Source organism: Pseudoalteromonas sp. ASV78 (genome assembly GCF_047806705.1).
Taxonomy (GTDB): domain Bacteria; phylum Pseudomonadota; class Gammaproteobacteria; order Enterobacterales; family Alteromonadaceae; genus Pseudoalteromonas; species Pseudoalteromonas prydzensis_A.
The window spans coordinates 882,502-900,964 of record NZ_JBLOPA010000002.1 but is presented as its reverse complement, the minus strand read 5'-3'; the positions used below and the strand labels follow the sequence as shown (position 1 = coordinate 900,964).

Annotated in this window: 13 protein-coding genes and 1 pseudogene; 10 read left to right on the top strand and 4 right to left on the bottom strand. The window is 40.4% G+C overall.

Annotation, left to right across the window (positions count from 1 at the left end; genetic code table 11):
- Positions 1 to 223: 223 nt before the first annotated feature.
- The 8 genes and pseudogenes from ACMVDV_RS21850 (at position 224) to ACMVDV_RS21815 (ending at position 8,931) form a co-directional block, all read left to right on the top strand.
- Positions 224 to 904: an HAD family hydrolase gene (locus ACMVDV_RS21850; RefSeq protein ID WP_416159658.1), complete on the top strand. Its 681-nt coding sequence runs from the start codon at positions 224 to 226 to the stop codon at positions 902 to 904.
- Positions 901 to 1,863: a sugar-binding transcriptional regulator gene (locus ACMVDV_RS21845; RefSeq protein WP_335677808.1), complete on the top strand. Its 963-nt coding sequence runs from the start codon at positions 901 to 903 to the stop codon at positions 1,861 to 1,863. Before ACMVDV_RS21850 ends, ACMVDV_RS21845 begins: the two co-directional genes overlap by 4 nt.
- 72 nt (positions 1,864 to 1,935) lie before the next feature.
- Entirely contained in the window at positions 1,936 to 3,657 is a 1,722-nt protein-coding gene (locus ACMVDV_RS21840; RefSeq protein ID WP_416159657.1) for a purine-cytosine permease family protein, read from the top strand.
- A 25-nt stretch (positions 3,658 to 3,682) separates the two neighbouring features.
- A complete protein-coding gene (locus ACMVDV_RS21835; RefSeq protein WP_416159656.1) occupies positions 3,683 to 5,206 on the top strand; it encodes a mannitol dehydrogenase family protein in 1,524 nt (507 codons plus the stop codon).
- Positions 5,207 to 5,208: 2 nt separating this feature from the next.
- Positions 5,209 to 6,126: a carbohydrate kinase family protein gene (locus ACMVDV_RS21830; protein WP_416159655.1), complete on the top strand. Its 918-nt coding sequence runs from the start codon at positions 5,209 to 5,211 to the stop codon at positions 6,124 to 6,126.
- A gap of 220 nt (positions 6,127 to 6,346) precedes the next feature.
- Positions 6,347 to 7,810 carry a carbon starvation protein A gene (locus ACMVDV_RS21825; protein WP_304182540.1) on the top strand — a complete coding sequence of 488 codons (1,464 nt, stop codon included), beginning with the start codon at positions 6,347 to 6,349 and terminating at the stop codon, positions 7,808 to 7,810.
- A gap of 146 nt (positions 7,811 to 7,956) precedes the next feature.
- Positions 7,957 to 8,424 (top strand): annotated as a pseudogene (locus ACMVDV_RS21820) (cupin domain-containing protein); the annotation flags it as partial.
- 126 nt (positions 8,425 to 8,550) lie between these two features.
- Positions 8,551 to 8,931 (top strand): STAS/SEC14 domain-containing protein, encoded by a 381-nt coding sequence (locus tag ACMVDV_RS21815; RefSeq protein WP_304182541.1) that lies wholly within the window; start codon positions 8,551 to 8,553, stop codon positions 8,929 to 8,931.
- Positions 8,932 to 9,015: 84 nt separating this feature from the next.
- On the opposite strand, the gene ACMVDV_RS21810 is transcribed toward ACMVDV_RS21815, so the two are convergent.
- From ACMVDV_RS21810 to ACMVDV_RS21800, 3 genes are all read right to left on the bottom strand, one after another.
- On the bottom strand, positions 9,016 to 9,963 hold the full coding sequence (locus ACMVDV_RS21810) for a carbohydrate kinase family protein (protein ID WP_416159654.1): 948 nt from the start codon (positions 9,961 to 9,963) through the stop codon (positions 9,016 to 9,018).
- 129 nt (positions 9,964 to 10,092) lie between these two features.
- A complete protein-coding gene (locus tag ACMVDV_RS21805) occupies positions 10,093 to 12,489 on the bottom strand; it encodes a TonB-dependent receptor (protein ID WP_416159653.1) in 2,397 nt (798 codons plus the stop codon).
- Positions 12,490 to 12,657: 168 nt separating this feature from the next.
- Positions 12,658 to 13,887, bottom strand: coding sequence for an MFS transporter (locus tag ACMVDV_RS21800; protein WP_416159652.1), 1,230 nt, complete (start codon positions 13,885 to 13,887; stop codon positions 12,658 to 12,660).
- Between the two features lie 176 nt (positions 13,888 to 14,063).
- On the opposite strand from ACMVDV_RS21800, the gene gtfA reads away from it, so the two are divergent.
- Positions 14,064 to 15,536 (top strand): sucrose phosphorylase, encoded by a 1,473-nt coding sequence (gtfA, locus tag ACMVDV_RS21795; RefSeq protein ID WP_416159651.1) that lies wholly within the window; start codon positions 14,064 to 14,066, stop codon positions 15,534 to 15,536.
- Positions 15,537 to 15,553: 17 nt separating this feature from the next.
- On the opposite strand, the gene ACMVDV_RS21790 is transcribed toward gtfA, so the two are convergent.
- Positions 15,554 to 16,585 (bottom strand): LacI family DNA-binding transcriptional regulator, encoded by a 1,032-nt coding sequence (locus ACMVDV_RS21790; RefSeq protein ID WP_416159650.1) that lies wholly within the window; start codon positions 16,583 to 16,585, stop codon positions 15,554 to 15,556.
- Positions 16,586 to 16,913: 328 nt separating this feature from the next.
- On the opposite strand from ACMVDV_RS21790, the gene ACMVDV_RS21785 reads away from it, so the two are divergent.
- On the top strand, positions 16,914 to 18,452 hold the full coding sequence (locus ACMVDV_RS21785; protein ID WP_416159649.1) for an EAL domain-containing protein: 1,539 nt from the start codon (positions 16,914 to 16,916) through the stop codon (positions 18,450 to 18,452).
- Positions 18,453 to 18,463 lie beyond the last annotated feature (11 nt).

Here is an 18,463-nt window from a genome sequence, read left to right as displayed (position 1 = left end):
TGTGTCAAATTAATTGCTAGTTATTAGACCTAAGTATAGTGACCGATGCTAAGTACTTTGAAATCAGAGGCTTTTATTTCATAAAACGACGATAAACCTCATCTTGGTGCATTACCTATTCACTTTTTATTGACATTTTTACGTGTAAAAGAGAATATGCCCATTCAGCGGGCTAATGCCCAAGCTGGTGAGTTGTTAATTTAATTGCACTAAAAGGTGGCAAATGGGCTGTAATATAGATCTAGTTATTTTTGATTGTGACGGTGTTGTTATTGATAGTGAGGTGCTCAGTGCCCGTGTATTAATAGATATGCTGAGTGATTTAAATATCAATATAGACGCGCATTACGTCCAGCAACATTTTCTAGGGTGTAGTTTTAAATCAGTCAGCGAAAAAATAGCATCAGTTTTTGGCGTTGATTTGCCTGCCCAATTTGAGAGTGAGTATCGACACACTCTAGTTACTATGTTTGTTGAGCATTTACAGCCAACAGCAGGTATTAAAAATATACTCTTAAATTTGAATGTCCCTTTTTGCATTGCGACTAGCAGTAGCTTACAACGAACACAAAAAGCATTAAGTGCCGTAAAATTTGACTCTTTGTTTAAGCATATTTTTACCAGTGAAGAGGTGTCTTTAGGAAAGCCTGCACCGGATTTATTCTTACATGCAGCAAAAAAAATGGGCGTGTTACCTGCTAATTGTTTAGTGATTGAAGATAGCAGTGCGGGTATTCAAGCTGCTATCAACGCAAATATGCAGGTTATGCACTATTTTGGCGGCCAGCACTTAGATAAAGGCATTAATCATGTACATATAAACTTCCCTGATGTGGCGTTACTTTCGCACTGGGACTCGTTTTTTACTACTTACCCAACACTCACACACAAGTCATTATTATGAATCAAAAATCAAACAGTGAACTAAAAAAATTAGAAGATGCAGCTCGTGCGGCGTGGCTTTACTATGTTGCTAAAAATACTCAAGACGAGATTGCACAAAAGTTAGATGTGTCTCGTCAATCAGCACAGCGATTGGTTGCGCTTGCTGTCAGCGAAGGCTTAATTAAAGTTCGATTAGATCATCCCATTACACGCTGTATGGAATTGGCAGAACAACTTAAGAGTGCTTTTAATTTATTAGAGTGTGAAATTGCTCCAAGCGATCCAACAGACATCAATTCTACTTATGGTCTTGCCCAAAGTGGCGCTAAAATTTTAGAGCGTTACTTAAAATCAAAACAGCCAAAAATACTTGCCTTTGGTACTGGGCGTTCATTAAAAGCGTGCATAGATGAACTACCTAATATGGAGTGCGAGCAGCATAAATTAGTCTCGATTGTGGGCAATATGATGCAAGATGGCTCAGCCTCCAAATTTGATATTGTAGTGAGTATGGCCAATCGTGTGAACGCTAAACACTTTCCTCTTCCTTTGCCGTTACTTGCACAAACGCAAGCACAAAAACATCTACTGCAAGACTTAGCGCCAGTTAAAAATATCTTTAATTTAGCTGCCAACGCTGATGCAACGTTTGTCGGTATCGGTCATATGACACAAAACTCGCCGCTATTAATGGATGGCTTTATTGAAACAGAACAATTGCAATCATTTCAAGATGCAGGCGTAGCAGGTGAGGTTGTGAGTTGGCTATATGATGCAAACGGTAAGCTTATTAATAACGAGCTTACCGAGTGTTTACTCAGTGCACCACTGCAAGTTAATGCGATAAAACCTGTATTTGGCATTGCGGCGGGGCCAGAAAAAGTCACAGCAATAACAAGTGCCTTAAAAGGTAAGCTGATTAACGCGTTGATCACCAACGAATATACGGCTGAACAAATTCTTAAAAGTATTTCATAACAATTAATAACCCCGTCAGTGCTGATATTCGAACAAGGGTACGAATAAATTGTACAGGCATAGGAAGTGATAATGACAACACATCAAGACACACCTAATTATAGTGAGGTTAATGAAGAGCAACTACCCGTTGCTCAACATAAACTCCATGGTTGGAAACACTTTGCAGGACTTTTTGCAGGTGAACACGTAGCGGCAACTGAATTTGTAATTGGTGCTACGTTTGTGGCATTAGGTGCTTCAACGATTGATATACTACTTGGTTTACTCATTGGTAATTTACTAGCCATGTGCTCTTGGTGGTTGCTTACTGCGCCGATTGCTGTAGAGACCCGATTAAGTTTGTATAACTACCTGAATAAAATAGCGGGTAACTCAATGACCAAGCTCTATAACTGGGCCAATGTGGTCATATTTAGTGTTATCTCTGCCGCCATGATCACCGTTTCATCCACTGCGGTCAGGTTTCTATTTGATATACCCGCCCAGTTAAATTGGTATCCAAATAGCTTTTGGTTTGTCGCAATTGTGTTAGCTGTTGGCTCTATAGTGGTGTTTGTTGCCATGTATGGATTTTCTACTGTGGCTGATTTCTCAAAACTATGTGCGCCTTGGTTATTTGTCATTTTTGTTGGTGGCTCGTTTGCGCTTTTTCCTGAGTTATCAAATTATGTTTTAGGCTCAACCTCATTAACGGGTTTTAGCGATTTTATCACCATTGGGGATGCCTCAATATGGAGTGGTACAAATGCTGATGGCGAAAAAGGCATTGGTTTATTTGAAGTTATTGGTTTTGCATGGGCTGCTAATTCAATTACTCACTTTGGCTTAATTGATATGGCGGTGTTTAGATTTGCTAAACGTAAAAGTTATGGTTTGTTCTCTGGCGTGGGCATGTTTTTTGGTCATTATATAGCGTGGATCTCTGCAGGTATTATGGGAGCGGGTGCTGCGGTATTACTGAAAACTACCATTTCAACTCTTGATCCAGGTGATGTGGCCTATCATGCACTTGGCTGGACTGGCTTTGTTATTATTATAGTGGCTGGTTGGACTACCGCAAATGCTAACCTTTATCGTGCTGGCCTCGCTGCACAATCTATTTTTACTAACCAGTCCCGTGAACGCACCACTGCGATTGTAGGTGTAGTAACCGTTATTATAGCTTGCTTTCCGTTTGTGTTTTCACAAATGCTACCGCTGTTAACTTATGCAGGTCTAATTGTGGTGCCTGTAGGGGGAATTGTTTTTGCCGAGCACGTATTGTTTCCAAAAATTGGTTTAACGCGCTATTGGGTAAAATATAAAAATATTACTCGCAGTGTGCCAGCTATTGCATCTTGGGCTGCTGCACTGGTATTTGGTTTTGGTTTAAATGCCCTCGATATCATGTCGTTTTATTACTTATTTATTCCTACTTGGTTATTTACTATTGTTATATACACCGTTTTAGCTAAAAAGTATGGCGCTGATGAAGATTACAGCGATGCCATTATTGCAGAGGAACAAGAGTTAAAAGCAATTAAAGTGTATCAGCAAGCAGCAGCTAAAACGCTTTCTCCTGCTGTCACTGATTCATCAATGTTTACGAAAGCTTTAAATGCGGTATCAACATTATCGTTAATTACTATTTTTATTTTTGCCAGCCAAGTGATGTTTTTTAGCGACACAATGAGCACTTATAAAAATAACAAATCACTTTTTGAAATCGTGTGCTTCATTTGTACGCTCCTTTATTTTGCAACTGCTTACTGGTCGTTAAAGCGCCACAAAGCATTAAACACAGCATCGTAATTTTGTTTAGTAAGGCAATAACAGTATGACCCAATTACAACACACTCAAGCTCACATTGTTGAGCTAAATCAAAACAGTATAACAACCTTACCAAGTAATGTTGATGTGCCAACGTATGACCGCAGCAAAGTAAAAGCGGGTATCGTGCATATTGGAGTAGGTGGCTTTCACCGAGCGCACCAAGCAGCTTATATTAATGAGTTACTTAAAATCCCTGGCAACGAACAGTGGGGTATTTGTGGCGTTGGCTTATTAGAAGCAAATCGAGGTTTACGCGATATTCTAGCTAAACAAGATAACCTATATACGCTCACTATCAGGCACCCAAATGGTCGGGTTGATAACTCGGTAATAGGTTCTATGGTAGAGTTTTTGTTTGCTCCTGAAAACAAGCAAGCCGTTATTGAAAAAATGGCGCACGCAGAGACAAAAATTGTGTCTTTAACCATTACAGAAGGCGGCTACAATTTTCACCCTGCAACCGGTGAGTTTGATTATTCTAATCCCGATATTGTGCATGATATTGAGAACCCGGCTCAGCCTATCACGGCATTTGGTTATATAACTGCGGCACTTAAACTTCGAAAAAAGCAAGGTTTAGCGGCGTTTACAGTGCAATCATGCGATAACATTCAACATAACGGCCTTGTTACACGTAAAATGTTATTAGCCTTTGCCCATCAACAAGATGCTGAATTAGCTCAGTGGATTGAGCAACATGTGGCCTTTCCTAATGCAATGGTTGACCGCATTACACCCATTTCTAAGCAGTCTGATATTGATTATGTGACGAAAGCTTATGGCATCACCGATGGTTGGCCAATTACTTGTGAATCTTTTTCTCAGTGGGTGATTGAAGACACGTTTAGTAATGGCCGCCCTAATTGGGATAACGTTGGCGCGCAGTTTGTTAGCGATGTAACACCATTTGAAAAAATGAAAATTCGTTTGTTAAATGCCGGTCATTCAGTGCTGGGGTTGCTCGGAGAAATACACGGTTTTAGTACCATTGACGAAACGGTGTCAGATCCTTTATTTGCTCAATACCTTCGTGCATTTATGGACTTAGAAGTAACGCCATTGTTAGACGCGCTTCCCGGTATTGATATCGATAGTTACAAAGATACGTTAATTGAGCGTTTTGCTAACCCTAACATTAAAGACAGCCTCGCGCGCATATGTTCGCAAAGCTCAGCTAAACTCCCTAAATTTTTAATCGCAACAATTAGTGATAATCTTGCGCTTAATCGCGATATTTCATTGGCTGCATTAGTGGTTGCAAGCTGGTGTTTATACAGTGATAAAGGTGTGAATCAGCAAGGTGAAACACTTGAAATTCATGATGATATGGCTCAAGAACTCAGCACCGCTGCTAAGTTAACCACGACAAAACCAACATCATTTATAGAACTTGAAGGCCTTTTTGGTGACTTAGCTAATAATGAAAAATTTATCAGCCAGTATACCCATGCTATAGCCGCAATTTATGCACCTAACAGTCAAATAAAAGATGTAATGGCTGCAACTTTAGCTGCAAAGGGTAAATAAAAATGAGCGTATTAATAAATCAAAAAATGGCGAGTGAATTACATATTAGCTGTTTTGGCGAAGTTTTATGGGATTGCTTTGACTCAGGTAAACGATTAGGCGGTGCACCTTTAAACATGTGTGTTCGCATAAATGCACTGGGTATTAAAGCAGACATGATTAGCGCGGTGGGTAACGATGATCTTGGCAGTGAATTACTCGGTGAAATAGCTGCAAGAGGCGTCAGTTGTGACTACATTGCGCTAAATAATGATAAAGCGACCAGTACCGTTGAGGTTACTCTCGATAGTAGTGGTAGTGCTAGTTATGACATTGTGGCTGATACTGCATGGGATAATATCGCCCTAACAGATACATTATTAAACAAAGTAGCCACAGACGATGTATTTGTATTTGGTAGCTTAATTGGACGAAGCGCTCCTTCATTTACTACTTTGCAGCAATTGCTTGAAGTTGCCAATTTTAAAGTGTTTGATGTTAATTTACGTGCACCGCATTACAAACTCGATGCCTTGATTGAATTGATGAACAAGGCTGATTTTATAAAGCTCAATGATGATGAACTTTATGAAATTGCCAAGGCGATGGGGTGTAAGTACCACTCACTAGAGCAAAATTTGGCTTTTATTGCAGAGCATACAAATACTGAGTACTTGTGTGTAACTAAAGGCCGTCATGGTGCCTTGCTTACAATTAAGGGAGTTAACTATTACAACTCTGGCTACTTAATCAATGTGATTGATACAGTTGGGGCAGGGGATTCGTTTTTAGGTGCCCTTATATATCAACTGTGCAGCAGTGATGATGCTCAGCACAGTGTTGATTTTGCCTGCGCAGTTGGTGCTATGGTTGCGCAAAGCAGTGGTGCAACTCCTTTACTGAGTCATCAACAAATAAATGAATTTATGGATCCCGTGTGATTTAACTTTTAATTAGAAAAGCGGTTTAAAAATCGCTTTTATTACCTTTTATTATTTCCACAGTAAAAAACTCTGTACCCAAGTATTTAATACCATTATCAGAAGGTCGTATTGTAGATTTATCCTAGCCCTGCTACCGTTCAGCGATTATCCATAGTTTGAAATTCGGAGCGGCCGACAACGCGCTCTATAATACAAATACAAAAAGAGAAACGTGCTTATGATCATCTTTTTTATCTGCCTGACTATTTTAATATTAGGCTACAAGTTCTACAGTCCTTTTGTAGAAAAACAAGCCGGTATGGACGCCACCATTGATACACCGCAAAAACGCTTTAGTGAAGGGGTAGATTACGTACCGATCCATCCGGTGCGTGCATTTTTAATTCAGTTTTTAAATATTGCCGGTGTCGGCCCAATTTTTGGTCCAATTTTAGGGGCTTTATATGGCCCAATTGCCTTAGTATGGATTGTACTTGGTAATGTATTAGGTGGTGCTGTACACGATTTTTACTCAGGTGTAATGAGTATTAAAGAGGATGGTAAAAGCTTACCTGAAATTGCAGGAAAATATTACAATGTTGTATTTAAAGGCTTTATGCTGATATTTACGGCCATGCTGTTATTTTTTGTGGGCGTGGTTTTTATTATGAGCCCAGCGGGCTTATTGAGTAATTTAGATGTTTTTAAAGACACTTTTTTAGCTGATAACACTTTTTGGGTATTGCTTATCTTAGCTTATTATTTTTTAGCAACCTTACTTCCTATCGATAAAATTATTACCAGATTTTACCCAATCTTTGGTTTGTTAATGATTGTAATGACAGTTGCCGTTGCCGCTTCATTGTTAATGAATGCGCCGCATTTACCGGTAGCAGGCGATTTTTTAGCTTACTTTGAAGCCGATCATGCCCATGACTTTTTAGAGCCAAACCCAGATGGTCTACCAACTTGGCCATTGTTATTTATCACCATTACTTGTGGTGCAATTAGTGGCTTTCACTCAACACAAGCGCCAATTATTGCGCGTTGTTTAACTAACGAAAAATACGTGCGGCCGGTTTATTATGGCGCAATGATGTGTGAAGGTATTGTAGGTTGTGTATGGGCACTGGCGGGTATTGCCGCATTCCCAGAAGGCTATGCAGGCTTAAAAGCTATGCTGGATTTAGGTGGACCAGGGTTAGTTGTTAACCATATTGCGAATAGCTACTTAGGTGTGTTTGGCGGTATTATGGCGATTATTGCAGTTGCTGTTTTCCCTATTACATCGGGTGATACAGCGTTTCGTTCACTGCGCTTAACGGTTGTTGATGCGTTTAATATTCCACAAAGTTTGCGTAATCGGTTATTACTAGCAGTGCCAATTTTGACCATTGCCTACTTTATGACGAAGCTCGATTTCTCCGTTATTTGGCGTTACTTTGCATTTTCAAATATGTTGTTATCAACCAGTGTATTGTGGCTTGCCACTAAGTACTTATTTGATCGCGGCACATTCCACTGGATCGCCAGTGTTCCGGCGGTAATAGCCTCAGCCGTAACGCTTTCATATATTATGACCGCTGCAATAGGATTTAATTTATCAAGCGATTTAGGTAAACCGATTGGTCTTGTGGTTGCTGTTATAGGGTTTATTACCTTAGCTATTGTGCATTCAAAACATAAAGTGCGTATAGCTTAATACACTATCGTTTTTCCATGATCTAAAAAGCGAGCTGCAAAGCTCGCTTTTTTTATAGTTTCAAAGTGACGGTATGGCTGTTAGAAAATAGCTTGCTCAAAGCAACTAATATCGTCTAGGGCTTTGCGAAAATAGCTATTCCAAGTGAGCATGGTGATTTTCCTAAAGGCTCCTATATTCGTAATCCGCTCGAATCAAAGCATACCCCTGGCTCTGAACACGGCTGCGTTATATTTGTAAAACTGTGGCAGTTTCAGCCAGAAGATAGAGAGCATGTACGTTTACAAACGGATTTGCTGCAAAATGTGGCACATCCAAAGTTCAAACATAGAGCGATAACCGCTTTGTACAAAGATGCCTTTGAAGAGGTGAGTTTACTGCATTTTAAAGCGCACGCCGAGATGGCAATAAATGCATCGGGTGGGGCTGAGTTGTTAGTACTTCAAGGTTCACTTGAGGAACAAGAGAATACACTTGTAAAAAATAGTTGGTTAAGGGTTCCCATAAACAGCATAGTTAATGCTAAAGCAGGCAGTGAAGGCGCAAAAGTCTGGCTTAAAACAGGCCATTTAACGGATGTTGATAAGCAAATTTCTCGGTTAGCAAACCCTTAAAACTTATATAAAAAAAGTGAGCAAATGCTCACTTTTTAGTTTTCCTGCGGTATTTTGATTCGCTTCATAATTTATTAATCTAATTTAACGTATGCTCAAAGCTTAACGTATAAATGAGACTAAGTTATGACACATTTAAACCATGGTTTATCTATTGATATTGAAGGCGCAGGCCGTGAGTTTTTCTTAACATTAAAAGCAGTTGGCAAGCTTACTCACGAAGATTATAAAACCATTCCCCCGATGATTGATTCAGCCCTATCGCAAGTAAAACAGCCAATAATAAATGTCCTCATTGACAGTATCGAGTTTCAGGGCGGTGGCTTTAGAGCCGCATGGGATGATTTAAAGTTAGGTATAAAGCATAATAAAGAGCTGAAAAAAGTTGCTATATATGGCAATAAAAAATGGCAGTCCAATATTGCGAAAATAGGCAACCGCGTTGTATCAGGTGAAATGGCCTATTTTGAAAATGCGACGGCTGCAATTGATTGGCTACAAGAGTAGGGTATTTATAAAACACTATAAATACCAAGCGCTGCTGTCGTTTACTGCCAGTCAATACTGATTGACTGGCATTACTTTAATCGTTTAAATCACATCAACCAAAATTGGTAATGCGGGAAATGCGCCCTTGGCTAAACAGGCTTTTGCACCACAGCGAAGGCCGAAATTTAAAGCACGTTTTACTATTTGCTGCTTGTTGAGTTTATCCATAAGCAATACATCTTCATCATTATGATTTAAGTAATACAACACTCCGGCAATAAACGCATCGCCCGCACTGGTGGTATCAACCGCAGTAATAGTTGGTGCAGCTTCAGTAAACGTAAATGCGTTATGGTAAACGGTGGCAGGCGCGGGACCATCGGTTAAAAACACCAAGCTAACATCCGTATCTAGAATAGATTGCAAGTAATCATCAGGTGCTTGCTTTGTTTGCTCAGCCAAAAAGTTTAGCTCATCCCGCGATAGCTTAACGATATCGCAATAGGCGTAACACGCGTGTATGTTGTGCTCAATGTCATTGCTATTTTGCCACAAGCTATAGCGTAAATTCACATCAAAGCTGATTAGCTTGTGGTTATTTTTAGCTAGCTTTAAGGCATTAACAGTGGTGTTTGCAATGGCTTTATCTGTCAGCGTATTTGAGCAAAAGTGCAGTGTGCTTAAATCTTCCCACTGTATGTGTGCTAAATGATCACAGGTTAACAGTAAGTCAGCGGTATTGTGGCGATAAAAGTTAAAACTGCGCTCACCAGTTTCATCTAAGCTGACAATAACCATTGCCGTTTGGGAACCTTTAATCGTAAATAAGTATTCAGTGCTGACATTGTATTGTGCAAGCGCATTGCTTAATTGTGTAGCAAAATAGTCATCGCCCATACCGCCACAAAAAGCCGCTTTGCCGCCCAGTTTGGCATAACCTACCGCTACATTGGCAGGAGCGCCGCCAGCAATGGGTAAATAAGCACTGTTTTGAGGATCTTGTGGCAGCATATCAATAAGCAGCTCGCCAAGGCTAAGTAATTTGGTCATGTTGTAAATCCTAAAAAACCTAGCCGGGGCTAGGTCAAAAGTAGTGGGAGAGTCATTCAAGGTAAATGGATGTCAGGGGTTTAAGCGCTGAACATACATTACTCAGCGCTTAAAAACACTAAGGCTCGGTTAATTAAATAGGTATTTAAGCGTTAGTGACGTTGTACGGCCGTTAATAGTGCGGGCACGAATAATATTATTATCTGGAATAGACCCTTCTTCGGCTTCTGTAATACCGACTGTATCGAATAGGTTATTTACATTAAGCGCGATGCTCAGGTTTTCAGATAAATCGTAGCTTACAAAGCCATTTACTTGGGTGTAACCAGCAAATTTAAGGTCGTTGTTGTCTTGAGCGTATGCATCGGTAGTACCAATAAAGCTTACACCAGCTGCACCTTTCTCGTAGCTATAACGTGCCATTAGTGAGTAAATTAAATCTGCTTGGCGTCGAGGCGTATTGCCTACCACTTCAGGCGTGAGTGCATCTTTAACAATTTCCGCATCGGTCCAAGTTAGGTTACCGCGAAAATCCCAGGCATCAATGAAGTAGGTTGATTCAATCTCAATCCCTTTCGCTTCATATTCACGGTCGAAAAAGTTTTGTGAAGTGGCTTCAAAATTTTGCTCTTCCGTTTCTGCATAAAAAGCAGTTGCAAATACAGAGAAGGAATCAAAACGTTTTTTAACCCCAAACTCATATTGATTAACTTCATCTACAGCATCTTCTTTCGCAACCGAGCCATCTGCACGCACTTTACCAAATAAAAGTCGGTCAGCATTTGCACGTCCGCCTTTACTGATACGAGCAAATGTCGCTAGGCTTGGATCAATTTGATAGTTAGCACCCATTGAATAAGAGGTGTAGTTCCAGTCGTAGTTAACTGGGCTGGCATTAGTAATATCAATACCTGCAACATTTTGTTCAGGTACGGATATTTCACCATCGCGATTCATATCAACTGTAGAGGTTACTGCACCTGCGTAGTTACCGCGCGCTTCGCCACTATCATAACGGGCACTTGCATCAATACTTACATCGCCAAGTTTTGTAGAAAATGCAACGTACGGGGCGCGGGTGTCGTATTCTGTGTCGTAATCACGCTGGCAACAGTCACTTCCCCAAAAAGGTGTTCCGTATGCGTATAAACCATTTTCAGAAAACTCAGTACCATCGGCAGCGGTCACATTTAGTAAGGCAGCATTGTCACCCTTAAGTTCCATTAGGTAAGAGTTCCATAACCACGACATGGCAATGTTTTGCGTTGATGCGTAGTAACCAAACGTAATGCTGGTGTCGTCATCAAGCGATTTAGTCAGTTTGAAGTCGTTCACAATAGAGTCAAAGTCGTTCATTGTCACGTCAAACGTATGGATACGCATGGCTAAATCGTCATTAAATGCAGCCCCAGTATTTGCATTGCTGAGTGTTGCACCTACGCCGCCAATACTTTCTGCAATCGACGTTGCACTGCCTACTTGTGCAGGAATAAGTGAATTAAAGTTACCGCTTACAGAGGATTTACGAAAACGGTTTTCGATACGCCAATCATTGTCTAAGTCAAATACTGCTTCAAAGCCAATTGAGTCAAAGTTAGGGTTCATACCATCGCGAATATCGCCACTGCTAATTTGGTTTTCGCCGTTTAGACGCACTGTTTTTGTAAATAATGCCGAGTGTGGTGTATCCGATTGTGCGTCAAACCCAGGGGTAGAATCACCATTTGCATACATTGGCATTGGTAAGTAACCTACGCTTTTATCATCTAAGTGCTTGTAATAAATTCGCACATAGCCGTTTTCAAAATCTTTGGTTAGGTTGGCTTTAATTTGCCCGCCTTTATTTGCTGTGTAACCTGTTTCGCGCGGGCCTTCACCTTGGCGAACAAAACCACCGACATGAAAACGTACGCTATCGCTTAAGTAAGTACCGTATTCAAAGTCTGTACGGACGCTATCGTAATCGAGGCCCAGCGTCGTTGATACGCTGCCTGATTCGTTTTCACCATTTTTAGAAATAAAGTTAATAATGCCACCAGGTGCATTACTTGCCGCAGTCGATGCTGAGCCGCCACGAATTGATTCGATAGTGTGTACGGTATTATCTAAGCGCATAAAAATATCAGCGTTACCAAAAGCGATATCACCGTATTGCAGTACCGGTAAACCGTCTTCTTGCAATTGTAAAAATTTGGCACCGCCAGATGCAACAGGTAAACCACGCACAGCAATGTTTGCGTTACCTTCACCGCCGGTTGATTCTGCGCGAATACCCGGAATGATTCTAAACGCCTCAGCGGTTGAGCGAGGAGTAGACACTTCAACTTGTTCAAGCGACAAGCTACTGACAGATACGCTTGATGCCATAATTGTTGTACGACGTGGTACACCAGTTACAACGATTGTTTCAAGACCTTTGTTAGCTTGTACTTGAGAATTTTGCTCTTCTTGCTGTGCATGTACGCCTTGGCTTACGGCAAGTGCTAATGCACTGATTAAATATAAAGGTGTGTTGTGTGTTGTCATGGTTACGCCTCGTTGTGTTGAACCCAATTGGATTTGTTATTTTCACTTAATCGATTAAGTAAAAATAACAAATATTTTACAAGAAGCAAATTATTTTGTGTTTAATTTGCTCTTTTTTTATTCATTCATTGATTTATAAAGTATTTTTTATTGTCTTAGAATATAGCTTTACTCAGTTACAGGATTACCTTGCTGTAAAGCCGTTGCTGATGGATCTTTAAAATAATTAAACAGCATCGCTAAAAATAAAATCACAGCAAAGCCCGTAGCTAAGTAAAAACCGTAACGCACATGGCCAAAGTAATCGCTGATCATACCCATAAATAAAGGCGCTAACGCGGCTGAAAGTGCGGTAAAAAATAATATCACCCCCGCCACAGCACCGTGCTGTTGCACTGCAAAGCAGGATATACCTTTAGAGTTTAAAGTGGGATAAACCATCGACATAAATAACCCCGAAAGTGGCAGTAAACTCACAGCCCAATCAACGCCACCGAATAATGTACCGACATAACACAGCGCAATACCTAAGCTTAAATAGGCCATAACACCTTGCCAGCTATAGCGGTTTAATAACCATACGGCAATAAATCGCCCTGCGGCACGCAGTACAAAAAATATCGTCAGTGCATAGGTTGCAAGTAGTGGCCAGGAGCCGGTGTAATCTTTTAACAGCGTAGGCATCCATACATAAATAGCAACCTCAGTGGCTACGTAAAGGGCAATCGCCAGCGAAAAACCGAGCGCATATGGATCTTTGATCATTTTCATGGTGGTGGCAAGCGAAGTGGGCTTTGCGGTGGTTTTTACAACGGGCGGATAGTCTGCACGCCACGCCAGGAAAGCGAGAATTAAACACATTACACCAGCAATAATGTACAGGTAAGTCCAGCTTACATTTTGCACCAGTAAGATGCCCACCAGAGCTGGCCCTACAATGGCGCCAATGCCAAAAAAGCCTTCTACCTTATTCATCGTTTTAGTGTGATCTTCGTTACTATGTGAAATATCACCAAGTAACGCAAGCGCCCCTGTTTTAAATAAACCAATCGCTAAGCCTATGCAGCAAAGTAGCAATAAAAAGAAGGCAAAGCTGGTGCTAAACGCAAACAAAAAACAACTTGCTGAAAATATTAAAAGGCCCAGCATGATGGTTGTTTTACGCCCTAAACTGTCGGCTAAAAAACCTAAAAACAATCCACTAAAAGCAATTAGCGCCATGGGTGCATAATGGAATGCGCTTGCTTGGGTCATGCTTAAACCAAACTCTTTAATAAGTTCGGGTATGATCATGCCTACCGCATCAGAAGTCATGGCAAACATAAAAAACATCATATATGTAAGCCAGCGTATTTGTTGCAACGGATCGCTGCTTACGTGTGTGTGTGATTTTGTCATGTACTTTTTCCTCGTTAAATGCTCAGTTAACACTCGATAAGTCAGTTAGTTACTTATTGTAGTATTACGTGAGCCACGATTTTTGTATGTAAAATTATTAAAAATTACTTGTAAATTCTCACTTGCTAGTTAAAGATATATCTTAATCGATTAAGTTTCAACATGGTAATCACACAATGATGAAGAATAAAGTTCAATTGATCACATACGCTGATCGGATCACTGGTCAAGATATCAACGCATTGACCACACTTTTAAATGGCCCATTACACGGCGTATTTGGAGGTGTGCACCTATTGCCCTTCTATAATCCAATTGATGGTAGTGATGCAGGCTTTGACCCTATTGATCATAGTGCCGTGGATGAACGGATCGGTACTTGGCAAGACATTCAAGTGTTAGGGGCAGACTATGATCTGATGGCCGATTTGATTGTAAATCATGTATCTGCGCAATCTTTTCAGTTTCAGGACGTACTAGCAAAAGGTAAAGCATCACCGTTTTGGGATTTATTTTTAACGAAAGAAGATGTCTTTCCAAATGGGATGAGCGACGCCGAGCAAAAAGCGATTTACCGCCCGCGCCCAGGCAGTTGTTTTACTCCAATGCTATGTGGTGATGGTCAAACGTATGATTTTTGGACCACCTTTACCGATAATCAAATCGACATTAACGTTAAAGTTGCTGCGGGCGTTGCGTATTTAAATAATGTATTAACGAAGTTCTCTGCTAATAACGTTAATATTATTCGTTTGGATGCGGCGGGTTACGCGATTAAGCAAGCGGGCACAAACTGCTTTATGCTAGATGAAACGTTTGATTATTTAGATAAGTTATCGGCGCAAGCTAATGCATTGGGCATGGAAACAATTGCTGAAATTCACAGTCATTATCAAACTCAAGTTGACGTCGCAAAGCGGGTCAATATGGTTTATGACTTCGCATTACCGCCCTTGATTTTGCACAGCTTATTTACCAATAACAGTGATGCACTGGTGCAGTGGTTAAATATTTCGCCACGTAATTGCCTAACGGTACTGGATACCCACGATGGTATTGGCATTATTGATGCGGGCCCAATGGGTGATAAGCCAGGATTATTAAATGCAGCGCAAATTGATAATCTAGTTGAAACCATTCATGCAAATAGCAATAACCAAAGCCGCCAAGCAACTGGGGCTGCCGCCAGTAATGTTGATTTATACCAAGTAAATTGTACCTATTACAATGCGTTAGGCGCAAATGACTTAGATTATTTAGTTGCGCGCGCGATTCAATTTTTTGCCCCAGGTGTGCCGCAAGTTTATTATGGCGGACTCTTCGGCTGCGAAAACGACATGGCGTTATTGGCGAAATCTAATGTTGGTCGTGATATTAATCGGCCATATTTAGATGCTGAAATTATATCGCAAGCACTTGCCAAACCGGTTGTAAAAGGACTTCTAAAGTTAATCGCAGTTCGTAATAATCACAGTGCTTTTGGCGGAGAGTTTAGTGTTGCAGGCAGTGCTAATAGTTGTAGCCTAAAATGGCAGCAAGGCGAGCAAGCTATTGAGCTGAAGATCAACTTTGCATCTCGCGAAGCGTTAATTATTGAACATAATTCGACAGAGCAAGTGCTGACATCATTAAGCGATTTATTAAACTAGTTTTATCTAAGCACTTATTAGCTACTTTGGCCTAATTGTAGTTCATAGTTAATGAGTGCTTTTTGTTCTTCTTTAGTAATAAATAAATTGGCGGCTAGCGCGCCTTTCTCTTCACTGTTTTGATGAATTGTGGTTATTTTAGGCACGAATCGCCGTGCTTCATCAATGCCATCAAAACCAACAATGCGGATATCTTCAGGTATTTTTAAGCCTAATTTGAGTGCTTCACGCATTGCAGCAAGGGCAATTAAATCACTCATACACAGCATTACAGAAGGACGAGGCAAGCTACACAGTGCTTCTTTAGCAGCAATGCTGGCGAAGCGTTCACTACTTTCTGGAATATTCCAAATACGGTCTTCGGCGATGGGGATATCAAGCTCCGTGAGTGCTTTTTGGTAACCACGTAAACGTTGATGAGCTATCGATTGGCCTGCCTCACATTCATGATGCTCATAGACGCGACACAGCACGTTTTCATCCAGCAAACGCAGTCCTAATATAGCGACCTGATCGTCTTTGTTATGTAGAGCATGTTTTGCCACTTCGTAGCTTGCTTGCTCGTTATTGATATTAACGGAGGCATTTCGGTCTATATCAAAATCAACAGTAACCACATGTTTAGGCACTGTTTTTAGTTGTTCTACTAATGATTGATTGCGCGGGCGACCATAACAAATAAAGCCATCAACAAAATCAACGACATTATTTAGGTTGTCGTTGTTGCCTGAAAATAACAAAAGATTGATACCGTCTTTTTCCAGTACAGAAGCCACACCACGCATAAAACTGCTGGCCACAGGGTCTGACACCATGTACTCAATACTGTCGGGGAGTACCAGCGCAACAATATTAAATTTACCACGGCGTAATGATTGAGCTGCTTTATTTGGACCGAAATACCCCAGCTCCTTACAAGCAGCTAAGATAGCTTCGCGTCGGCTCTTTGATAATTGGTCGGGACGATTAAAAGCATTGGAAACAGTTGCATTAGAAACGCCAAGTTCTTTTGCGATGCTTTTTAATGTCCAATGATTTTTTTTACTCATACCACTCTCAAAAATAGTCAACTTGTTATAGTCGATAAACTAACATATTTGAATTTAAATCAAAGCGTTAATTACGCTAGGCTGAAATTGTGCAGAGTTTGTTTATTATTGTTGTTTTTAATTCAAAAGTATTGCTTTTTCAGTCTGCTTTAACTACTACAAAAGGATTGATTTAATCTATTGTATGATATTTTAACTATATGATTTTAAAAAATATAGTTTTTATTGCCATTAAAATGTTACATTGCTGGATAGCTAAAAAGTATCAAATAACCTAAACTTTAACATACGCTAATAACAATAATAATGGGATAGTGACGTAGCTTTCATGAAAAAGTACCAAAAAAAATCATTGCTTGCTGGATTATTCGGTTTTATCGTGTTTATTTTTGGCGTTGTTATCATGGTTAGCTTAGCAGGGCAACGGCTAAGCCATGAAATACAAATGGATGCAGCTGTGTTAATTAACCATGTTGATGCTGCTGATGCTGAGCGCGAAAAATTACTGTCTGCTTTAAATGCGCTTAATTACTCACAGTGCGATGACACCACATTACTGGCTATGCGTAGAGCATTATTTGACGCAACTTATGTCGTTGATATCGGTTTTTTTAAAAACGATAAATTAGTCTGCACTGCCGGCACCGGGTTACTTGCCACACCAATCGATGACAAAAGCCCTGATTACATAGAGCGTGATGGAGTACGAGTTAGGTTTGCCCCTGCATTTTTTCTGATCTTATTTCCTGAGCGCAGCATGCAGGTGGTTATTGTGCGCCAACATAATTACAACGTCATCCTTCAACCCTCTAAAATTGATTTACACAGCGTGCATGCTAAGACTTGGCAGGTATTTTTCAAAAATAAGCAGACGATTAACCATTTAACGGGTATTGACGGTGTGTACGAAAAAATAAGCTCGTCTATGGTATTGCCGTATGAGAGTTTAGAGCTGTGCAGCCAAGTAACCCCGAATTATTGCGTTGCGGTACTTTACCCATGGCGGGAATACATTAGCAAAAAAAGTATGCTGTTTTTAATCTGTCTTTCATTGTGTGTGATGGCTGGCTTATCTGCAGGTTTATTGGCTAATTATTATATGGCGACCAAACGTTCAACATGGCGTAGGGTGCGTCGAGGTTTGCATCAACATTCTTTTTACTGGACTTATCAGCCGATCATAAATTTACAAACGCAACAGGTGATTGGTTGCGAAGTCTTAGCACGCTTTAAAGACAAGTTTGGCACGCTTACTCCTGATGAATTTATTCCTTTAATTCGTAAACATCAACAAACATGGGGGTTTACGCAAGCAATGATCACCACCATTTTGCACGAACTGAGCAAAGCATCTCAGCTGCCCGATGAGTTTAAAGTCTCGTTAAATATTTTTCCGTATGATGTTCAACAAGGCAAATTGTCAGAGCTGATCCATATGCCAGCCTTGCTCGAGTCTCGATTCAGTATTTGTTTAGAGATCACCGAAGATGAGTATCTCGATTCAAACATTGCCCATAGCCATTTACAAAGTTTGGCTGATGCTGGGTTTACGCTATCAATTGATGATTTTGGCACCGGTTACTCTAATTTAGCTAACTTGCAAAATTTATGTTTTCATCAACTTAAAATTGATCGCACCTTTGTACAAGATATTGCTACCGCAGGACTAAAAGCTTCAATGATCCCAAATATTATGGAATTAGTAACAAAGTTTGGCTACAGCTGTGTTGCTGAAGGAATAGAAACGCAAGAGCAGGAAGCTATTTTAAAAACTGCGGGGGTGCAGTTTGGTCAAGGTTGGAAATACGGCAAACCTATGGCTATAGAGCAATTTAAGCAGTTTATGAGTAAGCAAAAAAGCCCATAGATATGGGCTTT